General features: G+C 69.2%; 18 protein-coding genes and 1 pseudogene. 12 read left to right on the forward strand and 7 right to left on the reverse strand.

The annotated features are described in order from the left end of the window. Nucleotides 1-5 precede the first annotated feature (5 nt). Complete coding sequence (cls, locus tag F790_RS0102320; RefSeq protein WP_019590727.1) at nt 6-1,430, forward strand: cardiolipin synthase; 1,425 nt, start codon at nt 6-8, stop codon at nt 1,428-1,430. Here cls and F790_RS0102325 read toward each other — a convergent pair. After that, the gene (locus F790_RS0102325; protein ID WP_019590728.1) at nt 1,421-3,106 is read right to left on the reverse strand and encodes a diguanylate cyclase domain-containing protein; all 1,686 of its coding nucleotides are present in this window, start codon (nt 3,104-3,106) and stop codon (nt 1,421-1,423) included. The genes cls and F790_RS0102325 overlap by 10 nt on opposite strands. 143 nt (nt 3,107-3,249) lie before the next feature. Between F790_RS0102325 and F790_RS0102330 the strand changes: the two genes are divergently transcribed. Then, nucleotides 3,250-3,696, forward strand: coding sequence for a DUF3293 domain-containing protein (locus F790_RS0102330; RefSeq protein ID WP_019590729.1), 447 nt, complete (start codon nt 3,250-3,252; stop codon nt 3,694-3,696). Nucleotides 3,697-3,703: 7 nt separating this feature from the next. Here the strand turns inward: F790_RS0102330 and F790_RS0102335 are convergent, their stop codons facing one another. Then, complete coding sequence (locus F790_RS0102335; protein WP_018870073.1) at nt 3,704-4,171, reverse strand: CopD family protein; 468 nt, start codon at nt 4,169-4,171, stop codon at nt 3,704-3,706. A 125-nt stretch (nt 4,172-4,296) separates the two neighbouring features. Here F790_RS0102335 and F790_RS14770 point away from each other — a divergent pair. From F790_RS14770 to F790_RS0102350, 3 genes and pseudogenes are all read left to right on the forward strand, one after another. Next, nucleotides 4,297-4,626, forward strand: a pseudogene (locus F790_RS14770) (permease); the annotation flags it as partial. A gap of 159 nt (nt 4,627-4,785) precedes the next feature. Next, nucleotides 4,786-5,457 (forward strand): O-methyltransferase, encoded by a 672-nt coding sequence (locus tag F790_RS14775; RefSeq protein WP_026332841.1) that lies wholly within the window; start codon nt 4,786-4,788, stop codon nt 5,455-5,457. 66 nt (nt 5,458-5,523) lie between these two features. After that, nucleotides 5,524-7,212 carry a GGDEF domain-containing protein gene (locus tag F790_RS0102350; protein WP_019590731.1) on the forward strand — a complete coding sequence of 563 codons (1,689 nt, stop codon included), beginning with the start codon at nt 5,524-5,526 and terminating at the stop codon, nt 7,210-7,212. A gap of 1 nt (nt 7,213) precedes the next feature. On the opposite strand, the gene F790_RS0102355 is transcribed toward F790_RS0102350, so the two are convergent. Next, nucleotides 7,214-7,966: a glycosyltransferase gene (locus tag F790_RS0102355; RefSeq protein WP_019590732.1), complete on the reverse strand. Its 753-nt coding sequence runs from the start codon at nt 7,964-7,966 to the stop codon at nt 7,214-7,216. A gap of 102 nt (nt 7,967-8,068) precedes the next feature. On the opposite strand from F790_RS0102355, the gene F790_RS0102360 reads away from it, so the two are divergent. Together F790_RS0102360 and F790_RS0102365 are read left to right on the forward strand one after the other, a co-directional pair. Next, a complete protein-coding gene (locus F790_RS0102360; RefSeq protein ID WP_019590733.1) occupies nt 8,069-8,695 on the forward strand; it encodes a hypothetical protein in 627 nt (208 codons plus the stop codon). Next, nucleotides 8,692-9,198 carry a cytochrome c gene (locus F790_RS0102365; protein ID WP_019590734.1) on the forward strand — a complete coding sequence of 169 codons (507 nt, stop codon included), beginning with the start codon at nt 8,692-8,694 and terminating at the stop codon, nt 9,196-9,198. Before F790_RS0102360 ends, F790_RS0102365 begins: the two co-directional genes overlap by 4 nt. Here the strand turns inward: F790_RS0102365 and F790_RS0102370 are convergent. Both F790_RS0102370 and F790_RS0102375 read right to left on the reverse strand, forming a co-directional pair. Beyond that, nucleotides 9,182-11,962, reverse strand: a complete 2,781-nt coding sequence (locus F790_RS0102370; RefSeq protein WP_019590735.1) for a cation-transporting P-type ATPase — start codon at nt 11,960-11,962, stop codon at nt 9,182-9,184. The two genes, F790_RS0102365 and F790_RS0102370, sit on opposite strands and share 17 nt — an antisense overlap. A gap of 154 nt (nt 11,963-12,116) precedes the next feature. Then, nucleotides 12,117-12,653, reverse strand: coding sequence for an outer membrane beta-barrel protein (locus F790_RS0102375; protein ID WP_019589264.1), 537 nt, complete (start codon nt 12,651-12,653; stop codon nt 12,117-12,119). A gap of 337 nt (nt 12,654-12,990) precedes the next feature. Here F790_RS0102375 and F790_RS0102380 point away from each other — a divergent pair, with 337 nt between their 5' ends. Then, nucleotides 12,991-13,320 (forward strand): high-potential iron-sulfur protein, encoded by a 330-nt coding sequence (locus F790_RS0102380; protein WP_019021286.1) that lies wholly within the window; start codon nt 12,991-12,993, stop codon nt 13,318-13,320. Between the two features lie 27 nt (nt 13,321-13,347). On the opposite strand, the gene F790_RS0102385 is transcribed toward F790_RS0102380, so the two are convergent. After that, nucleotides 13,348-14,130 carry a hypothetical protein gene (locus F790_RS0102385; RefSeq protein ID WP_026332823.1) on the reverse strand — a complete coding sequence of 261 codons (783 nt, stop codon included), beginning with the start codon at nt 14,128-14,130 and terminating at the stop codon, nt 13,348-13,350. 82 nt (nt 14,131-14,212) lie between these two features. Between F790_RS0102385 and F790_RS0102390 the strand changes: the two genes are divergently transcribed. The 3 genes from F790_RS0102390 to F790_RS0102400 are packed head-to-tail and all read left to right on the forward strand — an operon-like array spanning nt 14,213 to nt 16,487. Continuing rightward, nucleotides 14,213-14,800, forward strand: a complete 588-nt coding sequence (locus tag F790_RS0102390; protein ID WP_019590737.1) for a TetR/AcrR family transcriptional regulator — start codon at nt 14,213-14,215, stop codon at nt 14,798-14,800. Next, nucleotides 14,797-15,363, forward strand: coding sequence for a carboxymuconolactone decarboxylase family protein (locus F790_RS0102395; RefSeq protein ID WP_019590738.1), 567 nt, complete (start codon nt 14,797-14,799; stop codon nt 15,361-15,363). Before F790_RS0102390 ends, F790_RS0102395 begins: the two co-directional genes overlap by 4 nt. A gap of 17 nt (nt 15,364-15,380) precedes the next feature. Beyond that, entirely contained in the window at nt 15,381-16,487 is a 1,107-nt protein-coding gene (locus F790_RS0102400) for a DUF3524 domain-containing protein (protein WP_038036486.1), read from the forward strand. Here the strand turns inward: F790_RS0102400 and mltF are convergent. Then, nucleotides 16,459-17,904, reverse strand: a complete 1,446-nt coding sequence (mltF, locus tag F790_RS0102405; RefSeq protein WP_019590740.1) for a membrane-bound lytic murein transglycosylase MltF — start codon at nt 17,902-17,904, stop codon at nt 16,459-16,461. The two genes, F790_RS0102400 and mltF, sit on opposite strands and share 29 nt — an antisense overlap. A gap of 179 nt (nt 17,905-18,083) precedes the next feature. Between mltF and F790_RS0102410 the strand changes: the two genes are divergently transcribed. Beyond that, nucleotides 18,084-18,287 (forward strand): DUF3185 family protein, encoded by a 204-nt coding sequence (locus tag F790_RS0102410; RefSeq protein WP_018870087.1) that lies wholly within the window; start codon nt 18,084-18,086, stop codon nt 18,285-18,287. Nucleotides 18,288-18,453: the final 166 nt, after the last annotated feature.

The raw sequence follows: 18,453 nt of genomic DNA on the forward strand, positions 1-18,453 counted from the left end.
CTGCTGTGCTCGACAGCGGCTGGGCCGCCAGTGTTTTCGCCGTCGTCTCGCTCGCGATCGCCGTCGCCACCGCCGCGCATGCCCTGCTGCAGCGGCGCGACACCGGCATGCTGATCGCGTGGGTCGGGCTGATCTTCCTGCTGCCGCTGGCCGGGTCCATCCTCTACTGGCTGTTCGGCGTCAACCGCATCCGGCGCCGTGCGCATGCCCTGCGCGAGGGGCACCTGCTGTCCGACCTGCAGCCGCGCGAGGGGACACGTCCGGCGCCCCCGGCGCGCTGGGAACGCCTGGTGCACAGCGGCGACCGCCTGAGCCCGTTCCGCCTGACCGGCGGCAACGCGATGGAACCGCTGTTCGACGGCGACCAGGCCTTCGGGGCGATGCTCGAAGCGATCGACCAGGCGGAACACTCCATCACCCTGGCCACCTACATCTTCGACTACGATACCCAGGGGCAGCGCTTCGTGCGCCACCTGAAGGCGGCGCGCGAGCGCGGGGTCGCCGTGCGCGTGCTGGTCGACGGCATTGGCGTGCGCTACAGCCGGCGCAACACCGTGCGGCACCTGCGCCGTGCCGACCTCGTCGCCGCCGAGTTCCTGCCGGTGCACCACATCCCGCGCAGCCTGGCCGCGTTCAATCTGCGCAACCATCGCAAGCTGCTGGTGGTCGACGGGTATCGTGGCTTCACCGGCGGCATGAATATCCGCCGCGGGCACAGCCCCAGCGACCCCGGACGTCACCCGATCCAGGATCTGCATTTCGCCGTGCGCGGGCCGGTCTGCCGCCAGCTGCAACGGGTGTTTGCCGAGGACTGGGAATTCACCACCGGCGAACAGCTGAAGGGCGAGACCTGGTTCCCGCCGCTGGACGCCGACGGCGGTGCCCTGCTGTGCCGCGGGCTGCCCGACGGCCCGGACGAGGACTTCGAGGTCCTCAACTTCACCCTGCAGGCGGCGATCGCCGAGGCCCGCGAGCGCATCGTGATCGCCACGCCCTATTTCCTGCCCGACCATGCCCTGGTGGGGGCACTCAAGGCCGCCGCACTGCGCGGGATCCGGGTGGATATCCTGCTGCCGGAGCGCAATAACCTGCGGCTGGTGCAATGGGCCAGCCAGCCGGGCCAGGCGGAACTGCTGGAACGCGGCTGCCGCCTGTGGCTGACCCCGCCGCCGTTCAACCATTCCAAGATCATGCTGGTCGACGGCGAATGGGTGCTGGCGGGCTCGGCCAACTGGGACCCGCGCAGCCTGCGCCTGAATTTCGAGTTCAACCTGGAATGCTACGACCCCGGGCTGGGCGGGCGCCTGACGCAGTGGGCCGACGGCCTGCTGGAACGTTCGCGCGAGCTGACGCTCACCGAGATCTACCGCCGCCCGCTGCCGATCCGCCTGCGCGACGGCGCCGCCCGGCTGCTCACACCCTACCTCTGATCCGCCAGCACCAGTTCCTGGCCGGAACCGTTCTTGGCGACGTACATGGCGTGGTCCGCCTGCTGCAGCAACTCCTCGGCCCGTTCGCCGTCGTCGGGATAGATCGCCGCCCCCAGACTCAGGCCCACGCGCACCGCCTCCTGATTGATCTCCACCGGCTCGGCGAAACGCTGGTGCAGCTTGCGTCCCACGGCGCGCACGTCCTCGGGTCCGCCCACGGCCTCCAGCAGCAGGACGAACTCGTCGCCCCCCACGCGGGCGACCACGTCACTCTCGCGCACCCCGCTGCGCAGGCGCGCGGCCACGGTCACCAGCACCACGTCACCGGCATCGTGACCCAGACGGTCGTTGACCGGCTTGAAGCCGTCCAGATCGCAGACCAGCAGCGCCAGACGCGTGCCGTTGCGCCGCGCCCGGCTCAGCGCCTGACGCAGGTGCTCCTGCAGCAGGCTGCGGTTCGGCAGTCCGGTCAGCGAATCGTGATGGGCCTGATGCCACAGGCGTTCCTCGGAGCGCTTGTCGCGAGTGATGTCCCGCACCATGCCCAGCACCCGCTGCGGGCGCCCGTCGGCATCGCGCGAGATCTCGCCCTCCACCCGCACGTGCCGCAGACCGCCATCGGGCAGCACCACCCGATGCTCCAGATGATAATGGCTGCCCTCGGCCAGCGCGGCGTTGATGCCCTGGCGCACCCGGACCCGGTCGTCCGGATGGATGGCGTGCATGTAGGCCTCGAAACCGGCCGTGTCCCGTTCGGGATCCAGACCGAACAGCTCATAGACATTGGTCGACCAGTTGAGCTGCTCGCCGCGGATGCCCCAGTCCCAGTACCCCACGCCGGCGATGCGCTGGGCCTCCTCGAGGCGCGCGGAGGCATCCTCCAGCTCGGCGGTCCGCCGCGCCACCGCGGCCTCCAGCCCGGCCTGGGTCTCGCGCAGGCGCGCCTCGGCCCGGCGGCGCTGCACCAGTTCCTCCTGCAGGGCCGAATGATCCTGGCGGATGCGCCGGCGCACCTGAAAACCGATGCCGGCGATCAGCAGCATGGCCACGCCCGAGGCCATCACCATGACCTGCTGGGTATCCTCGTGCTGGCGCACCATCGCGCGAATGTCCGCCGCGTTCTGCTGTTCCAGGGCCGCAAGAAGGCGCTCGATCTGCTCCAGGGTGCGCTCCTGCGCCGGCATGATGCGGGAATACAGGGTCGGCAACGCCTCCTGACGGCCGCCGGCAAGGGCCAGGTCGATCATCTCGCTCATCAGCGGCGCCCCCACCGCGGTCATCTCGCGCAGTTCCGCCAGCAGACGCGCATGGCGGGGATCGTCGATCGCCCGATCCACCTCGTCGCGCGCCTCGATGAAGCGTCGGGCGAGGTCGCGGAATTCCTGGCGGTACTGGTCCTGCATGGCGGGGTCATCGGTGCTCAGGACCAGCGTCGCGCGCAGCGTCCGCTCGCGCACCAGCGCGCGCATGCGGTGGACACTGTCCACCCGCTGCACGTATTCCGCGGTCAGAGACTGGACCTCCTGCTGCAGCTGCTGCACGCGCAACCAGCTGACCACCGCCACCGCCGCCACCAGCAGCAGGACCAGCAGAAAGGCCCCGGTCAGATGCGAAGTCCGCCCGGGGACCCGACCGGGGGCCGACCCGCGGCTCACGTCCCGCCCCGCTGGATCCATGGCTTGACCGACATCCCGCTCCCCCTGTCGAATCGCCTGCCGTGCAGGTGCAACCTCGAGAGTGCCGCGACATGACCGAACAAACAAGCAGCGGGGGATCGTCTGCCCCCGGAAGCCGCGCAGAAATCCGGCGTCTGGAGCAGGTGTACGCCGCGGCGCACTACCGCGTACAGCTGCCGCCCGGCCCTACCGGCAGCCTGCATACCGCCGCCACGACTCTCGACCTGCGCATTGGCGAGCCCCACGCGGAACTGGCGCGCCAGCTGAGCGCACGGGGCCATGCACGGATCACGCTGATCACCGCACACAACCCCTTCAGTCGGCCGTCCGGTGCGACGGAGAACGCCCGGCGCCAGGAACAGCTGCGGGCCACGATCACCAGCGCGGGACGACCCGCCTGGCCGGCCACCAGCGGCGACCCGGACGGAGAATGGCCCGAAGAACCCGGTTTCGGCATCCCCGACCTCCCGCCGGCGATCCGTGACCACTGGCTGAAAAAATTCGAGCAGAACGCAGTGGTGGAGTGCGAACCGCCGCGGGCGCCGGAACTCGTCTGGCACCCGCGCCTGCGGTCCGGGCCGGGCCCCTGAGCGGCCTTTACAGCGGCAACCGGCCGCCGGAGCCCACGGCCACGGTGACCAGACCCAGCACGGTATTGATCGCCACGAACAGGCGGATCTGGCCGACCCGGCGCAGACCCTCGGCGATGTCTCCGGCCTCGGCCGCCTGCTTCAACCGGCGATACGGCGCAAAGAAGATGTGCGCGAAGATCAGCATCATGATGATGCCCAGCAGCAGCATGGTATGCACGCTGGGATGCACCCCGCCCATGCCGCCGAGCACGCCGAAGATCAGGTAGAAGCCCGTCACCAGCACCACCGCGATGGCCGCCCACACCCAGGGGAAGAACCGCCCCAGCACCGCCGGCCACAGGCGCAGGCGCGTGGCGTCATCCAGTTCCGCGTTGGCCGCCGGGCGCAGGATGGCCCAGGCGAAAAACATGCCGCCCACCCAGATCACCACGGCCAGGACGTGGAGCACGTTCGCCAGTGCGTATCCCGTCATTATCATCTCCTTTCGTTGCATTGCGTGAATGGGCGGCAGTGTAGCCGCTCGCGCCGGACGGTGCCGAACCGTCACCCGCGCTGGTCGCTCTTGCGCCCCCGCGATACACGGCGAAGGATGGAGGCATGGCAAGCGACATCCTTCAGGCCACCCTGCAACTCGCGCTCGCCGCCGCGCCCTGGCTGCTGGCGGGGCTGGCGGTCGCCGGGCTGGTGCGCGCCCTGCTGCCTCAGGAACGCCTGCAGGCCTGGCTCGGGGGATCATCGGTGGGGGCCACGGCGCGCGGGGCGGTTGCCGGGGCGCCCTTGCCCCTGTGTTCCTGCGGCGCCATCCCGGCCGCCCTGGCCCTGCACCGGGGCGGCGCCGGACGCGGCCCCGCCACGGCCTTCCTGATCGGCAGCCCCGGCATCGGGATCGATTCGCTGGCGATCAGCTACATCCTGCTGGGACCGCTGATGGCCGTGGTCCGGGGGCTCGGCGCGGTGGTCACCGCGCTGGCCACCGGTCTGCTGGTCGGGGCGGGAAGCCGCGCCCGCCAGTCGCCACCCGACCCCAGCCCGGACAATGTCGGCAGCGACGCCTGCGCGCAGTGTTTCCTTAACCCGGAGGTTGCCATGTCCACACGGTCCATCGGTCTCGACGACGAACTCCACCCGTATCTGCTCGACGCCTCGCTGCGCGAATCGCCGCTGCTGGCAGAACTGCGTGCGGAGACCGCGGCCCTGCCCGAGGCGCGCATGCAGATCGCCCCGGAACAGGGGCAGTTCATGGCCCTGCTCGCCCGGCTGACGGGTGCCCGGCGCTACCTGGAGATCGGCACCTTCACCGGCTACAGCAGCCTGGCCATCGCCGAGGCCCTGCCGGCCGACGGCCGGATCGTGACCTGTGATCTCAGCCGCGAATGGACCGACATCGCCGGCCGCTACTGGCGCCGCGCCGGCGTCGAGGACCGCATCGACCTGCGCCTCGGACCGGCCGCGGACACCCTGCAGGCCCTGCGCGAAGAAGACCCCGCAGTCGAGCCCTTCGACCTGGCCTTCATCGACGCCGACAAGACCGGCTACCGCGAATACTACGAACACTGCCTCGCCCTGCTGGCACCCGGGGGCCTGGTGATGATCGACAACACCCTGTGGCACGGCACGGTGGCCGACCGCAGCGATCAGCGCGAGGACACGGTAGCGATTCGCGAATTCAACCGGTTCGTGCACCGGGACGACCGGGTGGACCTGTCGCTGGTGCCGATCGGCGACGGCCTGACACTGGCGCGCAAACGGGCCGCGTGACCCTCTGCTCCGTGCGGGTTAAACTTGAACCATGCACGGTCCCCCATCTCCCTTCCCGCCCCCGGCATGAGCCTGCGCAGCCGCTTCCTGATGCTCGCCGGCGCCCTGCTCCTGGTCGGACTGGTCGGCGTCTGGTTCGCCTTCGAGCGCATTGCCGAAGGCATCATCGAGCAATGGGGGCAGCACGTCGCGGAAATTCAGGTGCGCTACGACAGCGCCCGCCTGCAGCAGCCGCTGGAACGCGAGATCGCCCTGTCGCACCAGCTGGCCGACTCCACCGCCATCCTCCGGTTCGCCCGCGAACCCGACAACCCCGACAGGGAGGCGGCCGCCATCGAGGAGATGGAGAGCTTTCGTGGCAATTTCCGCGACGAAAACTACTTCGTGGCCCTGCGCGAAAACGGCGCCTACTACCACAACAACGCCGACGACGAATTCGCCGACGACCCGCTGCGCTATCACCTGGACCCCGACGACCCCGATGATGCCTGGTTCTTCCGCCTGATCGAGGAGGAACGCGACTTCCATCTCAACGTCAATCCGGACACCGAGCTGGGGGTCACCAAGCTGTGGATCGACGTACTGATCCGCGACCGCGACGGCTCGATCCTCGGCATGACCGGGACCGGCCTGGAACTGGACGGCATCCTGCGCGACATCGTCGACATCGAGCAGCCGGGGATCACCACGGTGTTCGCCGACTTCAGCGGTGCCATCCAGCTCTACCGCGATCCGGAGTTCATCGAATTCGCCAGCCTGGTGCAGCCGGAGGGTCAGAAAAGCACGGTGGAACGCCTGGTCGACCGTCCCCGCGACCACCAGCGCATCCGCTCCATGATGGACGAACTGCGGAATCTGTCCGATCCGGAAGGCGAGGTGCGCACCGACTTCGTCCAGGTCGACGGGCAGCGCCAGCTGGCGGGCATTGCCCGGTTGCCGGCTCTCGACTGGTATGAAATCACCCTGCTGGACCTCGACAAGGTGATGCCGGTGCGCCATTTCGCGCCGGTCCTGGTGGTCTTCGCTTTCACCCTGGTGCTCACGCTGCTGCTGGTCCACCTTGCGCTGCAGCGCCTGATCTTCCGCCCGGTGGCCGCACTGGAAACGGCCATGGCGCGCATCCAGGCGGGCGACCTGCGGCCGGTCGAACTGCCCGAGGGGCGTGGCGAGATCGGCCGCCTGATCCGCCATTACCACGGCATGGCCGAGGCCATCCGCAGCCACACCCGCGACCTCGAAACCAAGGTCCGCGAACGCACCGAGGCACTGCACGAGATGGCCCGCAAGGATCCGCTGACGGGCCTGGTGAACCGGCGGGGCATGGACGAACTGCTGGACGACCACGTCCGGAGCGCCCGGCGTTCCGGGGAGCCGTTCGGCGTGATCTACCTCGATCTGGACCACTTCAAGCCGCTGAACGATACCCACGGCCATGCCGAGGGTGACGTGACCCTGACCCGGGTCGCCGAACGGCTGCGCGAATTCCTCGGCCCCGACGACCGGGTCGCGCGCTGGGGCGGGGACGAATTCCTGATCCTGCTGCACCCCTGCGACGAAGGCCGCCTGGCGGCGACGGGGCAGACCGTCGTGGAGGCCGCCGCCCGGGTCGAGACGCCGGAGGACACGCCGGTGACCTTCAGCGCCGGGGGCCATCTCGCACAACCCGGCGAACCGGTGGACGAGATCCTCGAACGCGCCGACCATGCCCTGTATGCGGCCAAGGCCTCGGGGCGCAGCCGCTTCGACGCTGTGTGAATCAGGGATTGCGCGGGGGACGCGTGTACCAGAACCAGCTCAGACGCCGCGAACGCAAGCTCCAGGGCAACAGCAGCACCTGCAGCACCACCAGGACGTGGCGCGCGGGGTGAAACCAGTCCTCCTTGCGCCCGGAGGTCAGCACCGGCGTCTGCAGGATTTCGAAACGCTGCCCGCGCGCCCTGCCCCGACGTTTCAGCGCCCGTGACAGGAACACCTCCTCGCCGGCATAGACCGCCTCGCTGAAACCGCCCGCGGCCGTGAACGCCTCGCGGGTGCAGAACACGTAGCAGCCGGCCGCCAGCCCCAGGCGCGCGGAGAGGGCGTTCCATGCGGCCGCGCCCCAGCGATAAATGCGATGGTCGAGGTGATCGAAGGCGACCCGGGCACCACCGCCGCACACCGTTCCGCGGTCGAGCGCGTCCAGCGTGGCCTGCAGCAGTTCGGCATCGGGCCAGGTGTCGGCATCCACGAACAGCAGGTACTGCCCGCGGGCCGCCCCGGCACCGGCATTGCGCGCCCGACTGATGCGACGCTCGGGCTCGTACACCACCCGGCAGCCCGCGCGCTGCGCGATCTCCGGGGTGGCATCCGTGGAGGCATTGTCGACCACGATGATCTCGCTGGCCCGTTCGACACCGGCCAGCGCCCCCTGGACCGCGGCCAGGGTCCGCGGCAGCCATTCCGCCTCGTTCCACGCGGGGATGATCACGGACAGGCCCGGAGCACCGCGGACAAAAGCGTCGAATTTCACGGATTCACCTCCTCGTCGGCCGTCGCGCACGGAACTGGGGAAACTACACCGGGCCGCACTCGTCTACCATGGTGGACAAATCGAGGCATCCGGAGACTCCTCATGACCCGCAATCCAGCCACCCGACTGTTACTCCTGGCCGTGCTCGGGCTCCTGCTGGCGCTGCCACCGGCCGCCTGGGCGGAATCCGGCGACGAAACCACCGCCGCCGCAACCACCAGCGAGTCGATGGAAAGCCTGCGCGACGACTGGCAGCAGCGCCGCGAGCAGCTGCAGCGCGATGCCGAAGAAGGCGACGAGACCGCACGCGAACGCACCCGGGATACCCTGGACGCGATGGATGACACCCTGCAGCGCCTGCACCGGGAGGCCAGCGAGACCTGGGACGATCTCGCCGACACCACGCGCGAAAACCGCGAACGGGCCTTGCAGGCCCTGGACGACGAACGCGATGCCCTGGCCGCCTGGTACGACGACATGGAGCTGCGCAGCGGGCGCGCCGGCGGATCGATCCGCGAAGGCTCGCGCAAGGCCTGGGAAGGCGTGCGGGACGGCTCGCGCGAGGCCTGGGGCGGCGTCCGCGAAGGTTCCCGCGAGGCCTGGGATGGCGTACGCGACGGGTCACGGGACGCCTGGGGCCGCATCCGCGACGGCTCGCGCGACGCCTGGGACGGGGTCCGTGATGCCTTCGGCGGGGACGACTCGCCGGACGAAGGGGAAGCCGAGTGACCGCGACCCTGCGGGCCTCCCCGCTTCTCGCCCTGGCCCTGCCCCTGCTGCTGGCCGGCTGTGACGGCGGCTTCTGGTCCAGCGAGCCGGAACACCGCGAACGCACCGACAACCCGGAGATCCTCGCGCGCGGCGAGCACCTCTACCAGCAGTACTGCGCGGCCTGCCATGGCGAGGACCGCGAGGGGGCGGAGAACTGGCACCAGCCGGACGAAGACGGCAACTGGCCCCCGCCGCCGCTCGACGGCTCGGCCCACACCTGGCACCACCCCTGGTGGCAGCTCAAGGACATGATCCGGTACGGCGGTCAGGCCCGTGGCGGCACCATGCCCTCGTTCGAGGAACAGATCGACGAAGAAGACGCCGAGGCCATCATCTACTGGCTGCAGTCGCACTGGCCCGACGAGGTGTACGAGGCCTGGCTGGACTACGACCGCAGCACGCCCACACCCGCAGACTGGGAAGAGGCCACCGGCCGCGAGTGGGTCACCCACACCGACTGATACCGGCCCCGGCCCACCCCATGCGCCGGAACACCAGCTTCTCGCCTTCCACGATCAGGAACACCGCCAGCCCGAACAGCAGGATGCGCGCCCAGTCCCCGGTATCGATGGCGGTGGTGCCGAACAGGGTGTGCATCACCGGCACGTAGGTGAACGCCAGCTGCAGCACGACCAGCACCCCGATGGCGATCCACATCGCTCGCGAGCGGAACAGCTCGCCGCCCGCCAGCACCGGCTGATGGATCAGGCGCAGGTTCAGCAGGTAGAAGGCCTGACCGGCCACCAGGGTGTTGATGGCGACAGTCCGGGCCAGGTCATCGGCCACCCCCAGCACCTCCTCCATGTACACGAAGTGGCCGAAGGTCCCCAGCCACAACAGGATCGCCACGAACGGGATGCGCCACAGCAAAAAGCCCGACAGCAGCGGGGTGTCGGGCGCACGCGGCGGACGGCCCATCACCCCCGGCTCGGTCCTTTCGAAGGCCAGCGCCATCGCCAGGGTCACCGAGGTCACCATGTTGACCCACAGCACCTGCACCGGGGTCAGGGGCAGGGCCAGGCCCATCAGGATCGCCATCATGATGGTCAGCGACTGCCCGGCATTGGTGGGCAGCATGTGCAGAATGGCCTTGCGGATGTTGTCGTAGACCGTGCGGCCTTCTTCCACCGCATGCGCGATGGAGGCGAAGTTGTCGTCCGCCAGCACCATCTCCGAGGCCTCCTTGGCCGCCTCGGTCCCCTTGTGCCCCATGGCCACGCCAACATCCGCGCGCTTGAGGGCCGGCGCGTCGTTCACCCCGTCCCCGGTCATGGACACGATACGGCCATTGCCCTGCAGCGCCCTGACGAGCCGCAGCTTGTGCTCCGGCGTGGTACGCGCGAACACGTCGGTGTCTTCCACCGCGCGCGCCAGTTCGTCGTCGTCCATGGCCTCCAGCTGCTGCCCGGTCAGCGTGCCGCCCTCGCCGCGCAGGCCCAGCTGCTCGCCGATCGCCCGCGCGGTGGCCGCATGGTCGCCGGTGATCATCTTGACCCGGATCCCGGCCCGCTGGCAGTCGGCGACCGCGGCGATCGCCTCGTCGCGGGGCGGATCGATGATCCCCACCAGCGCCAGCAGGATGAATCCGCCCTGTTCCACGTCACCATAGGTCAGCTCGCGCTGCTCGGCGGTGGTGGCGCGCCGGGCGATGGCCAGCAGGCGCTGACCGCGCGCGGCGATCGCGTCCATCGACGCATGCCATTCATCCGCCCGCAGCGGCTCGCGACCGTCGGCGGTGGCCTGGTGCTCGCACAGCTCCAGCACCCGTTCCGGGGCCCCCTTCAGGTAGATGCGCCCGTGGCCGTCGTGGTCGTGATGCAGGGTCGCCATGTAACGGTGATCCGATTCGAACGGGATCACGTCGGTGCGCGGCAGGCACTCGTGCTCGTGGCGCGCGCTCAGGCCGGCCTTGAACGCCGCCGTCACCAGCGCCCCCTCGGTGGGGTCGCCCTGCATCACCCACTGACCGTCCTTTTCGAAGACCTCCGCGTCGTTGCACAGCAGCCCCGCACGCAGGACCTCTTCCAGACACGGGGCATCGGTCGGCTCCACCTCCGCCCCGTCACGCGTGAAATCGCCGTGTGGCGCATAACCGACCCCGCTGACCCCGTATTCGCCGGCACCGGTCATCAGCGCCTGCACGGTCATCTCGTTGCGGGTCAGGGTCCCGGTCTTGTCGGAACAGATCGCCGACACCGAACCCAGCGTCTCCACCGCCGGCAGCTTGCGGATGATCGCGTTGCGCCGGGCCATCTTCTGCACCCCGATGGCCAGGGCGATGGTCAGGATCGCCGGCAGGCCCTCGGGGATGGTGGACACCGCCAGACTGGCGGCCGCCAGGAACATCTCGTCCAGCGGGTAATCGCGCACCCAGAAGCCGAAGGCAAAGGTCGCCGCCGAGATGACGATGATGACGCCGGCCAGCCAGCGGCCGAACTGCGCCACCTGGCGCACCAGCGGCGTCTCGAGGCTCTCCACCTCGCCCAGCATGGTAGAGATGCGCCCGATCTCGGTATCGCCGCCGGTGGCCACCACCACCCCGGTACCCCGGCCGAAGGACACCAGCGTGCCGGAGAACGCCATGCCGCGCCGATCGCCCAGGTCGGCGCCTTCATCGACCGCGGCCGTATCCTTCTCGACCGCCACCGACTCCCCGGTCAGCACCGCCTCCTCGACCTGCAGGTTGCGGGTTTCGAACAGCCGCACGTCGGCCGGCACGCGATCCCCGGCCTGGAGATACACGATATCCCCCGGCACCAGGCTGTCGGCGGGGACCTCGCGGCGTTCGCCGTCGCGCCGCACCACCGCCTGCGGCGAGAGCATCCTGCGGATCGCATCCAGCGCCTTTTCCGCCTTGCCCTCCTGGACGAAGCCGATCAGCGTGTTGATCAGCACCACCGCCAGGATCACCCCGGTGTCCACCCAGTGGCCCAGCAGGGCGGTCCCGATGGCCGCCAGCACCAGGATGTAGATCAGGATGTTGTGGAAATGACGCAGAAAGCGCCGCAGTACCCCGGCCTTCTCCGGCGGCTTGAGGGCGTTGGGACCGAAACGCTCCAGCCGTTCACGGGCCTCGTCGCTGCTCAGCCCCTCGCGTGCGGCGTCGTGGCGCCGCAGGGCCTCGTCGGCTTCCAGTGCATGCCACGGAGGGGTGGCACCGGTATCGTCCCCGGAGCCGCCGGGCGTGTCAGAGGTGTCGGGGGCATCGGGACGGGATTCATCCATGGGCGGGCTTCATCCGGGTGGTTGGTGCGTCACGGTTCAATCCTGTCGGAGTTCGGCGCCGGCCACAAGCCCGCCGATTCCGTGACAGAACGCACAAAAAAGGCCGCCCCGGTCGCCCGGGACGGCCCTTTTTCTCAGTCAAGGCCCTGCCGGTTCAGAAATTGAAACCGACCTTGGCCATCACGCGCATGTTGTCCATGTCCTCGCGCGAGCCGGCGAAGCGATCGCTCTCGGTGATCTGGTAGCGCGCTTCCATGCCGACGAACAGGGTGTCGTCCACGTCGTACTGCACCGAGCCGCCGAACTGCCCGGCCCACAGACCGTTGCGGTCACCGTCCAGCTTGGTGTTTACATAGCCCAGCCCGGGCCCGAAGCCCATGGTCACGCTGTCGGCAACTTCAAACTCCCAGTGGGTGTTCAGTTCGGTGCTGGTCATCCGCAGCGGGCCGTCGTCGAACTCGGTCACGCTCAGACGATGGCGCAGCACGCCGTTGTCCGGCTGGAACAGCAGGCAGTCGGCGCCGATTTCCAGACCATAGGCCGGGTCATCTCGCAGATCGGAGTCGGTGGTCCACAGGCCACCCCCCATCACCGCAAAGCTCGGGTTGAGCCCCATCCCGTCGGCACTGGCGGTGCCGACCGCCAGGAGCGGGGCGGCGGCCATTGCGAACATCATCCTGCGTACCTGCATGTCGAACTCCCGGAAAAGCTTGTGTTTCACGGTAGTTTAACGCTGACACCCGCTCCGTAAAACTGCCCGGGGCAGGTGACGATACCCCGGAAGCCCGCCGCAGCCATTACCGATCGACCGCACCGGCGGGAGCGGAAGGAATTTCCCGCGAGCCCGTGTCATCTACTCAGGGTGAGGCCGATGCGCAGACCGGAGCCCCGCGACACGGATCCCGGATCTGGCCGGGAACCCTCGTGGTCTGTAACACTCGAAAACAGCGTCCGGAATACACAGTAAAAAACACCGGACGTTGTCAGCGAAGAACATTCACAAGCCTACGCAAGTACGGAGGTTTTCCATGTCCGACAAGCACAACGCCAATCGCCGTGCCTTCCTGCGCCGCGCATCCGCCGCGGTGGCCGCCATTCCGGTGGTGAGCCTGATGGGCACGCAGTCCGTCCACGCCGCGGACGAGAAGGCCGAAGACGGTCACGCCCACGACTACGTCAACGACGCGGCCGATGCCGCGGATCACCCGCAGTTCCAGGAAGGCGCGCGCTGCGACAACTGCGCCTTCTGGAACGCCAACGTGGATGCCCCGGAAGGCTGGGGCGGCTGCTTCCACCAGGATTTCCAGAACGTCCTGGTCAACGAAGCCGGCTGGTGCGACGCGCACGTGATGAGCTGATTCACGGGCACGCCCCGACCCCGCCGGTCACGCATCGGCGGGGTCTTTTTTTACGCTCTCCGCATCCTCCCTCGCTCCGCCGGCATCGCGATAAGCCACCCGCCGGTCGGTGATCTCGAATACCCCCTCGGCGTGCCTCACGTCGCCCGCCAGCATGCGTTCGTCCAGACGGTCGAACAGGCGCTGCAGCGCCAGCGCAATGGCCTCCCGGGCCCGCACGTCCAGACCGTATCCTTCCCAGTTCGCGCGCGCGCTCGCCAGACGCGCGTACCCGGCCTGCACGAAACCCGCAACCAGCAGTGCCCGCAGGGCCCCCTGCCCCGCCCACTGCGCCAGCCCGCGCAGATGCTCCGGATCGGGGCGCGTATCCGAGCCGGGCCGCAGGGCTTGCGGCAACAGGGCCGGCCAGTCGTCCGCGACCGGACGCCCGGGCAGCAGGTCCTCGTCGATCATCTGACGATAGTCCTCCACCGGATCCGAGCCCGTGCGCAGCGCCAGCTGCATCAGCGCCCCCGCCTCGTCGAGGTAGCCGGACAGCGCGAAGCCGCACAGGTGGTGGTCCACGATGTCATGCACGAAGACCGAGGTGGGGATGCGTTCGCCGGTGAACGGCGTCGCGGCAATCACGTCCTCGCCCAGTCCCGGAAGGGCCAACTTCCAGCCGCGCGCGCCGAAGCCATCCTCCCATGTCCTGCGATACCGCACCGGCACATGCACCGGCGACGTGGCCGATCCACCGGAGGTACCCGGGGCCCCGTCATCCGAAACGCCGCCCTCAAGGCCTTTCGCTTCGTTCATTGGATCTCCCATTGGATTCCCTCCCCTTGTGTTGACCGACTGGTCAACTAGACTGTAGATCATGACGACCGGAGACCAAAGCCGACAGGCCCTGATGGATGCCACCCGTGGTCTGGTGCTCACCCGCAGCTACGGTTCGGTGGGCATCGCCGGCATCTGCGAGCGCGCCGGCGTGCGGCGCGGCAGCCTTTATCACTTCTTCCCGGGAAAGGAGGATCTGGTCATCGCCACGCTGGAGGCGCTGTACGGCGAGTTCGCGGCGGAAGTCCTGCAGCCCGCCCTGCACGGACCCGGAGGACTGCGCGAGCGGATCACCGCCTTCGTCGGCGCGATCCACGCATTCCAGGCACGCATGCAGGCCGCGGAGGGTCGCCTTCCCGGCTGCCCGTTCGGCAGCCTGGCGGTGGAAACCGGCACGCAGAGCCCGCGCCTGCGCGAAGCCATGCAGGGCCATCTGGACGCGATCCGCGCGCAATTCCGCGCGCCCCTCGACGCGGCCGTCGCGCACGGCGAACTGGACGCACGCACTGACACCGCCCGCCTCGCCGATCACTGGCTCGCGCTGATGGAGGGCATCCTGCTGATGGCGCGGGCGGAACAGGATGCGGACACCATCCTGCGCCTGGCCCCGGCGCTGCAGGACCTGCTGCTCACCACCCATCCCGACGGAGACGCGCCATGACGACCGAATCCGATTTCCCCCTGCATGACCGCGCATCGGCCCCCGCGGCCGCCGCCAGTTTCGACCGCGCCGAGGCCGCCTTCGGCATGGTCCCCAACCTGATCCGCAAGATGGCCACCGCCCCGGCCCTGGCCGCGGCCTATCTCGATCTCAACGAACTCCTGCAGCAGACCTCGCTGAGCGGCGAGGAACAGGCCGTGCTGCTGCTCACCGTCAGTCGTTTCCATGCCTGTGATTACTGCATGGCCGCCCACAGCATGACCGGGCGGATGGCCGGCGTCGCCGATTCGGTGGTAGATGCCCTGCGCGAGGACCGGCCGCTGGAGGACCCCGCGCTGGAGGCCCTGCGCGGGTTTGCCCGGGCCATGCTGGAACACCGCGGCTGGGTGGACGAGAAGGACAAGCAGGCCTTTCTGGAGGCCGGCCACACCCCGCAGAAGATGCTGGAGGTCATCCTCGCCATCGGCCTCAAGACCCTGTCCAACTACACCAACCACCTCGCCGCCACACCGGTGGACGAGCCGATGCAGGGCGAACGCTGGACCGCCCCGACCGGCGGCTGAGACAGAGCGCAGCCCGAATGAACCGGGAAATACGTCCACGCGTGCTGCTGCTGTCGGCCTATCGTGCCGACAGCCATGCCGCGTGGGCGGACGCCCTGGTGACCGCCTTTCCCGGCATCGACTGGCAGCGCTTCGAACTGCCCGGGCGCCATTTCCGCTGGCGCATCCGCGGCAACCCGATCTCGTGGCTGGATGCGCTGGAAGGCGTGCGCCCCGATGCGATCGTCGCCACCTCGATGGTGGATCTGGCCACGCTGCGGGGCCTGCACCCGCCGCTGGCGGCCCTGCCCGCGCTGTACTACTTCCACGAAAACCAGTTCGCCTACCCGGTGGGCGAGCATCAGGTGCGCTCCATCGAGCCGCAGATAGTGCAGGTCTACGGCGCGCTGTCCGCCGGGCGCATCGCATTCAACTCCGCATTCAATCGCGATTCCTTCCTCGACGGCCTGCGGGCCCTGTTGCGGCGCATGCCCGACGCAGTCCCGCCCGGCGTCCCCGAGCGCCTGGCCGAGCGGGCGCACGTACTCCCGGTCCCGGTCGCGCCGCCGCGGCGACCCGACGGGGGCACGCCGGAACGCGACCCGAGGCTGATCCTGTGGAACCATCGCTGGGAATACGACAAGCGCCCGGAACTCTTCGCCGAGGCGCTGGAAAGACTGGCCGCGCGCGGGCGGGATTTTCGCCTGGCCCTGCTGGGTCCACGCCCGGAACCGCCCCCCGACGCCCTGCAGCGCATCCGGGAGCGTTTCGGTGCACGGGTCGTGGCCGACGGGCGCCAGCCGCGTGAGGAATACGACGCCCTGCTGCGGCGGGCGGGCATCGTGGTCAGCACCACCGCACACGAATTCCAGGGACTGTCGATGCTGGAGGCCAGCGGCGCCGGCGCGCGTCCGCTGGTCCCGGACGCCCTTTGCTACCCGGAGCAGTATCCGCCCGAATACCGCTATCCGGCCGGCGACCCCGAGGCCCTGGCCGCGCGACTGGACAGCTGGCTGACCGACGGCCTGCCGCCACCGGTGGACGTCTCGGCGCTGGAAACCGACGCGCTGCTGCCGGCCTGGGCGCGGGCCCTGGAGGACCTGACCGGGAGCGTGCTCAGTCCAGCGCCACCCGCGACCCGGTGAGCGGCGCCGATTCGTCCTCGACGAACACCGGCCGGATCACGTCGCGGTAGTTGCGGATGCGCTGGACGTAGTACACCGGCTGGTAGCCACGCGCATAGCCGTAACGCAGGTCGCTGTAGTAACGCTCCTCGGTCAGCAGTGGCAGCACCTCGCGCATGTCCGCCCAGCGGTCGGGATCACGGCCCAGCTCGCGCGCCAGGCGCCGCGCGTCCAGCAGATGCCCGCGGCCGATGTTGTAGCTGGCCAGCGCGAGATAGGTGCGGTCCGGTTCCGGAATGTCTTCACCCAGGCGCTCGTGCATCTGACGCAGGTAACGCGCGCCGCCGCGAATGCTCTGCTCCGGATCCAGGCGATCCTCGATCCCCAGCTCCTGCGCAGTGCGCTGCGTCAGCATCATCAGGCCGCGCACCCCGGTGGGACTGCGGGCCTCCGGATCCCAGTGCGACTCCTGGTAGGCCAGCGCGGCCAGCAGGTCGGCGGGCAGTTCGTACTCGTCCGCGGCCTCCTCGAACACCGGCCGGAAGTCCGGCAGCCGCTGGTCGATGCGCCGGGTCAGCGCGCGCAGGTCGACGAAATCGAATTCGGGTACATAGGCGTAGTACAGCTCGTCCACCCGGGCGCGGGCCTGCGTGCCCTCGTCGGTGTCCATCCAGGCGCGCGCCTGTGCGGCCAGCCCCTCGAAATCGGGGTGCAGGTACCAGCCGATCGCGCGGACGTCACTCAGGTCGAAGGCCACTTCCAGATGCGGGAACATCCGCCGGTTGAGTTCGGCGATATGCGAATCCGCCACGGTGCAGTCCAGCCGGCCCTCTTCCACGGCCGCCAGCAGCCGCTCGGTACCCTCGGGCTCGGCACGGTAGGGCACGGGCTCCTCCAGCGCCTGCAGCGTTTCCACGTAGGCACTGCTGGCACTCACCGCCAGCTCCAGCCCGTCCAGGTCGGCGGCCGTCTGCGGCTGCGGACGCTGGTCACGATGACAGACGACCTGCTCGGTCACCTCGGTGTGCTGCGGCCCGCGGAGGAAATCGGCATCGCGCGACTCGAGGTGCGTGAGCCCGGCCGCGGCCATGTGGACCTCTCCCGAGGCGAGGGCCCGCAGCACGGCATCGACCGAATCCACCACCTGCCACTCGACGTCCCAGCCGCGGGCGTCGGCGAACGCCTCCACCAGATCGTGTTCGGGGCCCGCGGTCTCGGTATGGCGGTCGTAGAACCAGGCGGTGGGTGCGTTGCGGGTGACCACCACCAGTTCGCCCGCTTCCTCCGGATGCGCCAGCGCGGACGCCTCCACCCCGGGCACCTCGGACTGCCCTTCGCCGGGGCCGCAGGCCATCAGTATGGCCGCGCCGGCGACCATCAGGCCCGACCGAAACCAGTGACGCGCATGCTGCGAACGATTGAGCAAGATCGATGACATGAGATCCCTCCCGATTGGCTGTCTCCTGACAACCCACTATCCTGAATGGTCATTGCTACCTTCGGGCACTGAGACCCCGTTCACAACCAACCCTGACGTGATCAGGGTTGGGATGCGGAACCCGCAGCCGCGCCGGATGATCCACCAAAGCAGCCTCGACCGCCGCCAGGGACACCGACATGGAATACGCCCCACTGCTGGACATCTTCGGCATCATCCTGCTGGTCGCCGGCGCCATTACCGCGCTGGTCGCCGTGCAGGATGCATTCACCCGGCGCGAACGGGCACGCCCGGTGATCGGCCGCTTCACCGCCCGCACCCTGGGGCTGGCCGGTGGCGGCGCGGCGGCCGCCGCCATCGGGCTCGCCCTGCTGCTGATTTAAGGAAACACTGATCAATGTACACGCTCGAGTTGGTGCCCCGGGTTTTCCGAGACAAGGCGCGTCGTGCAGCGGGTAGTGGTTCTACCCGCAAGCGGCGCAACGCCGGATCGGGGAACCCGGGGCCCAACCCCGTAGGGGCTCGGCCGCTTTTGCGCGCGCACGGCGT

Source organism: Thioalkalivibrio sp. ALE20, assembly GCF_000381405.1.
In the GTDB taxonomy this organism is placed as follows: domain Bacteria; phylum Pseudomonadota; class Gammaproteobacteria; order Ectothiorhodospirales; family Ectothiorhodospiraceae; genus Thioalkalivibrio.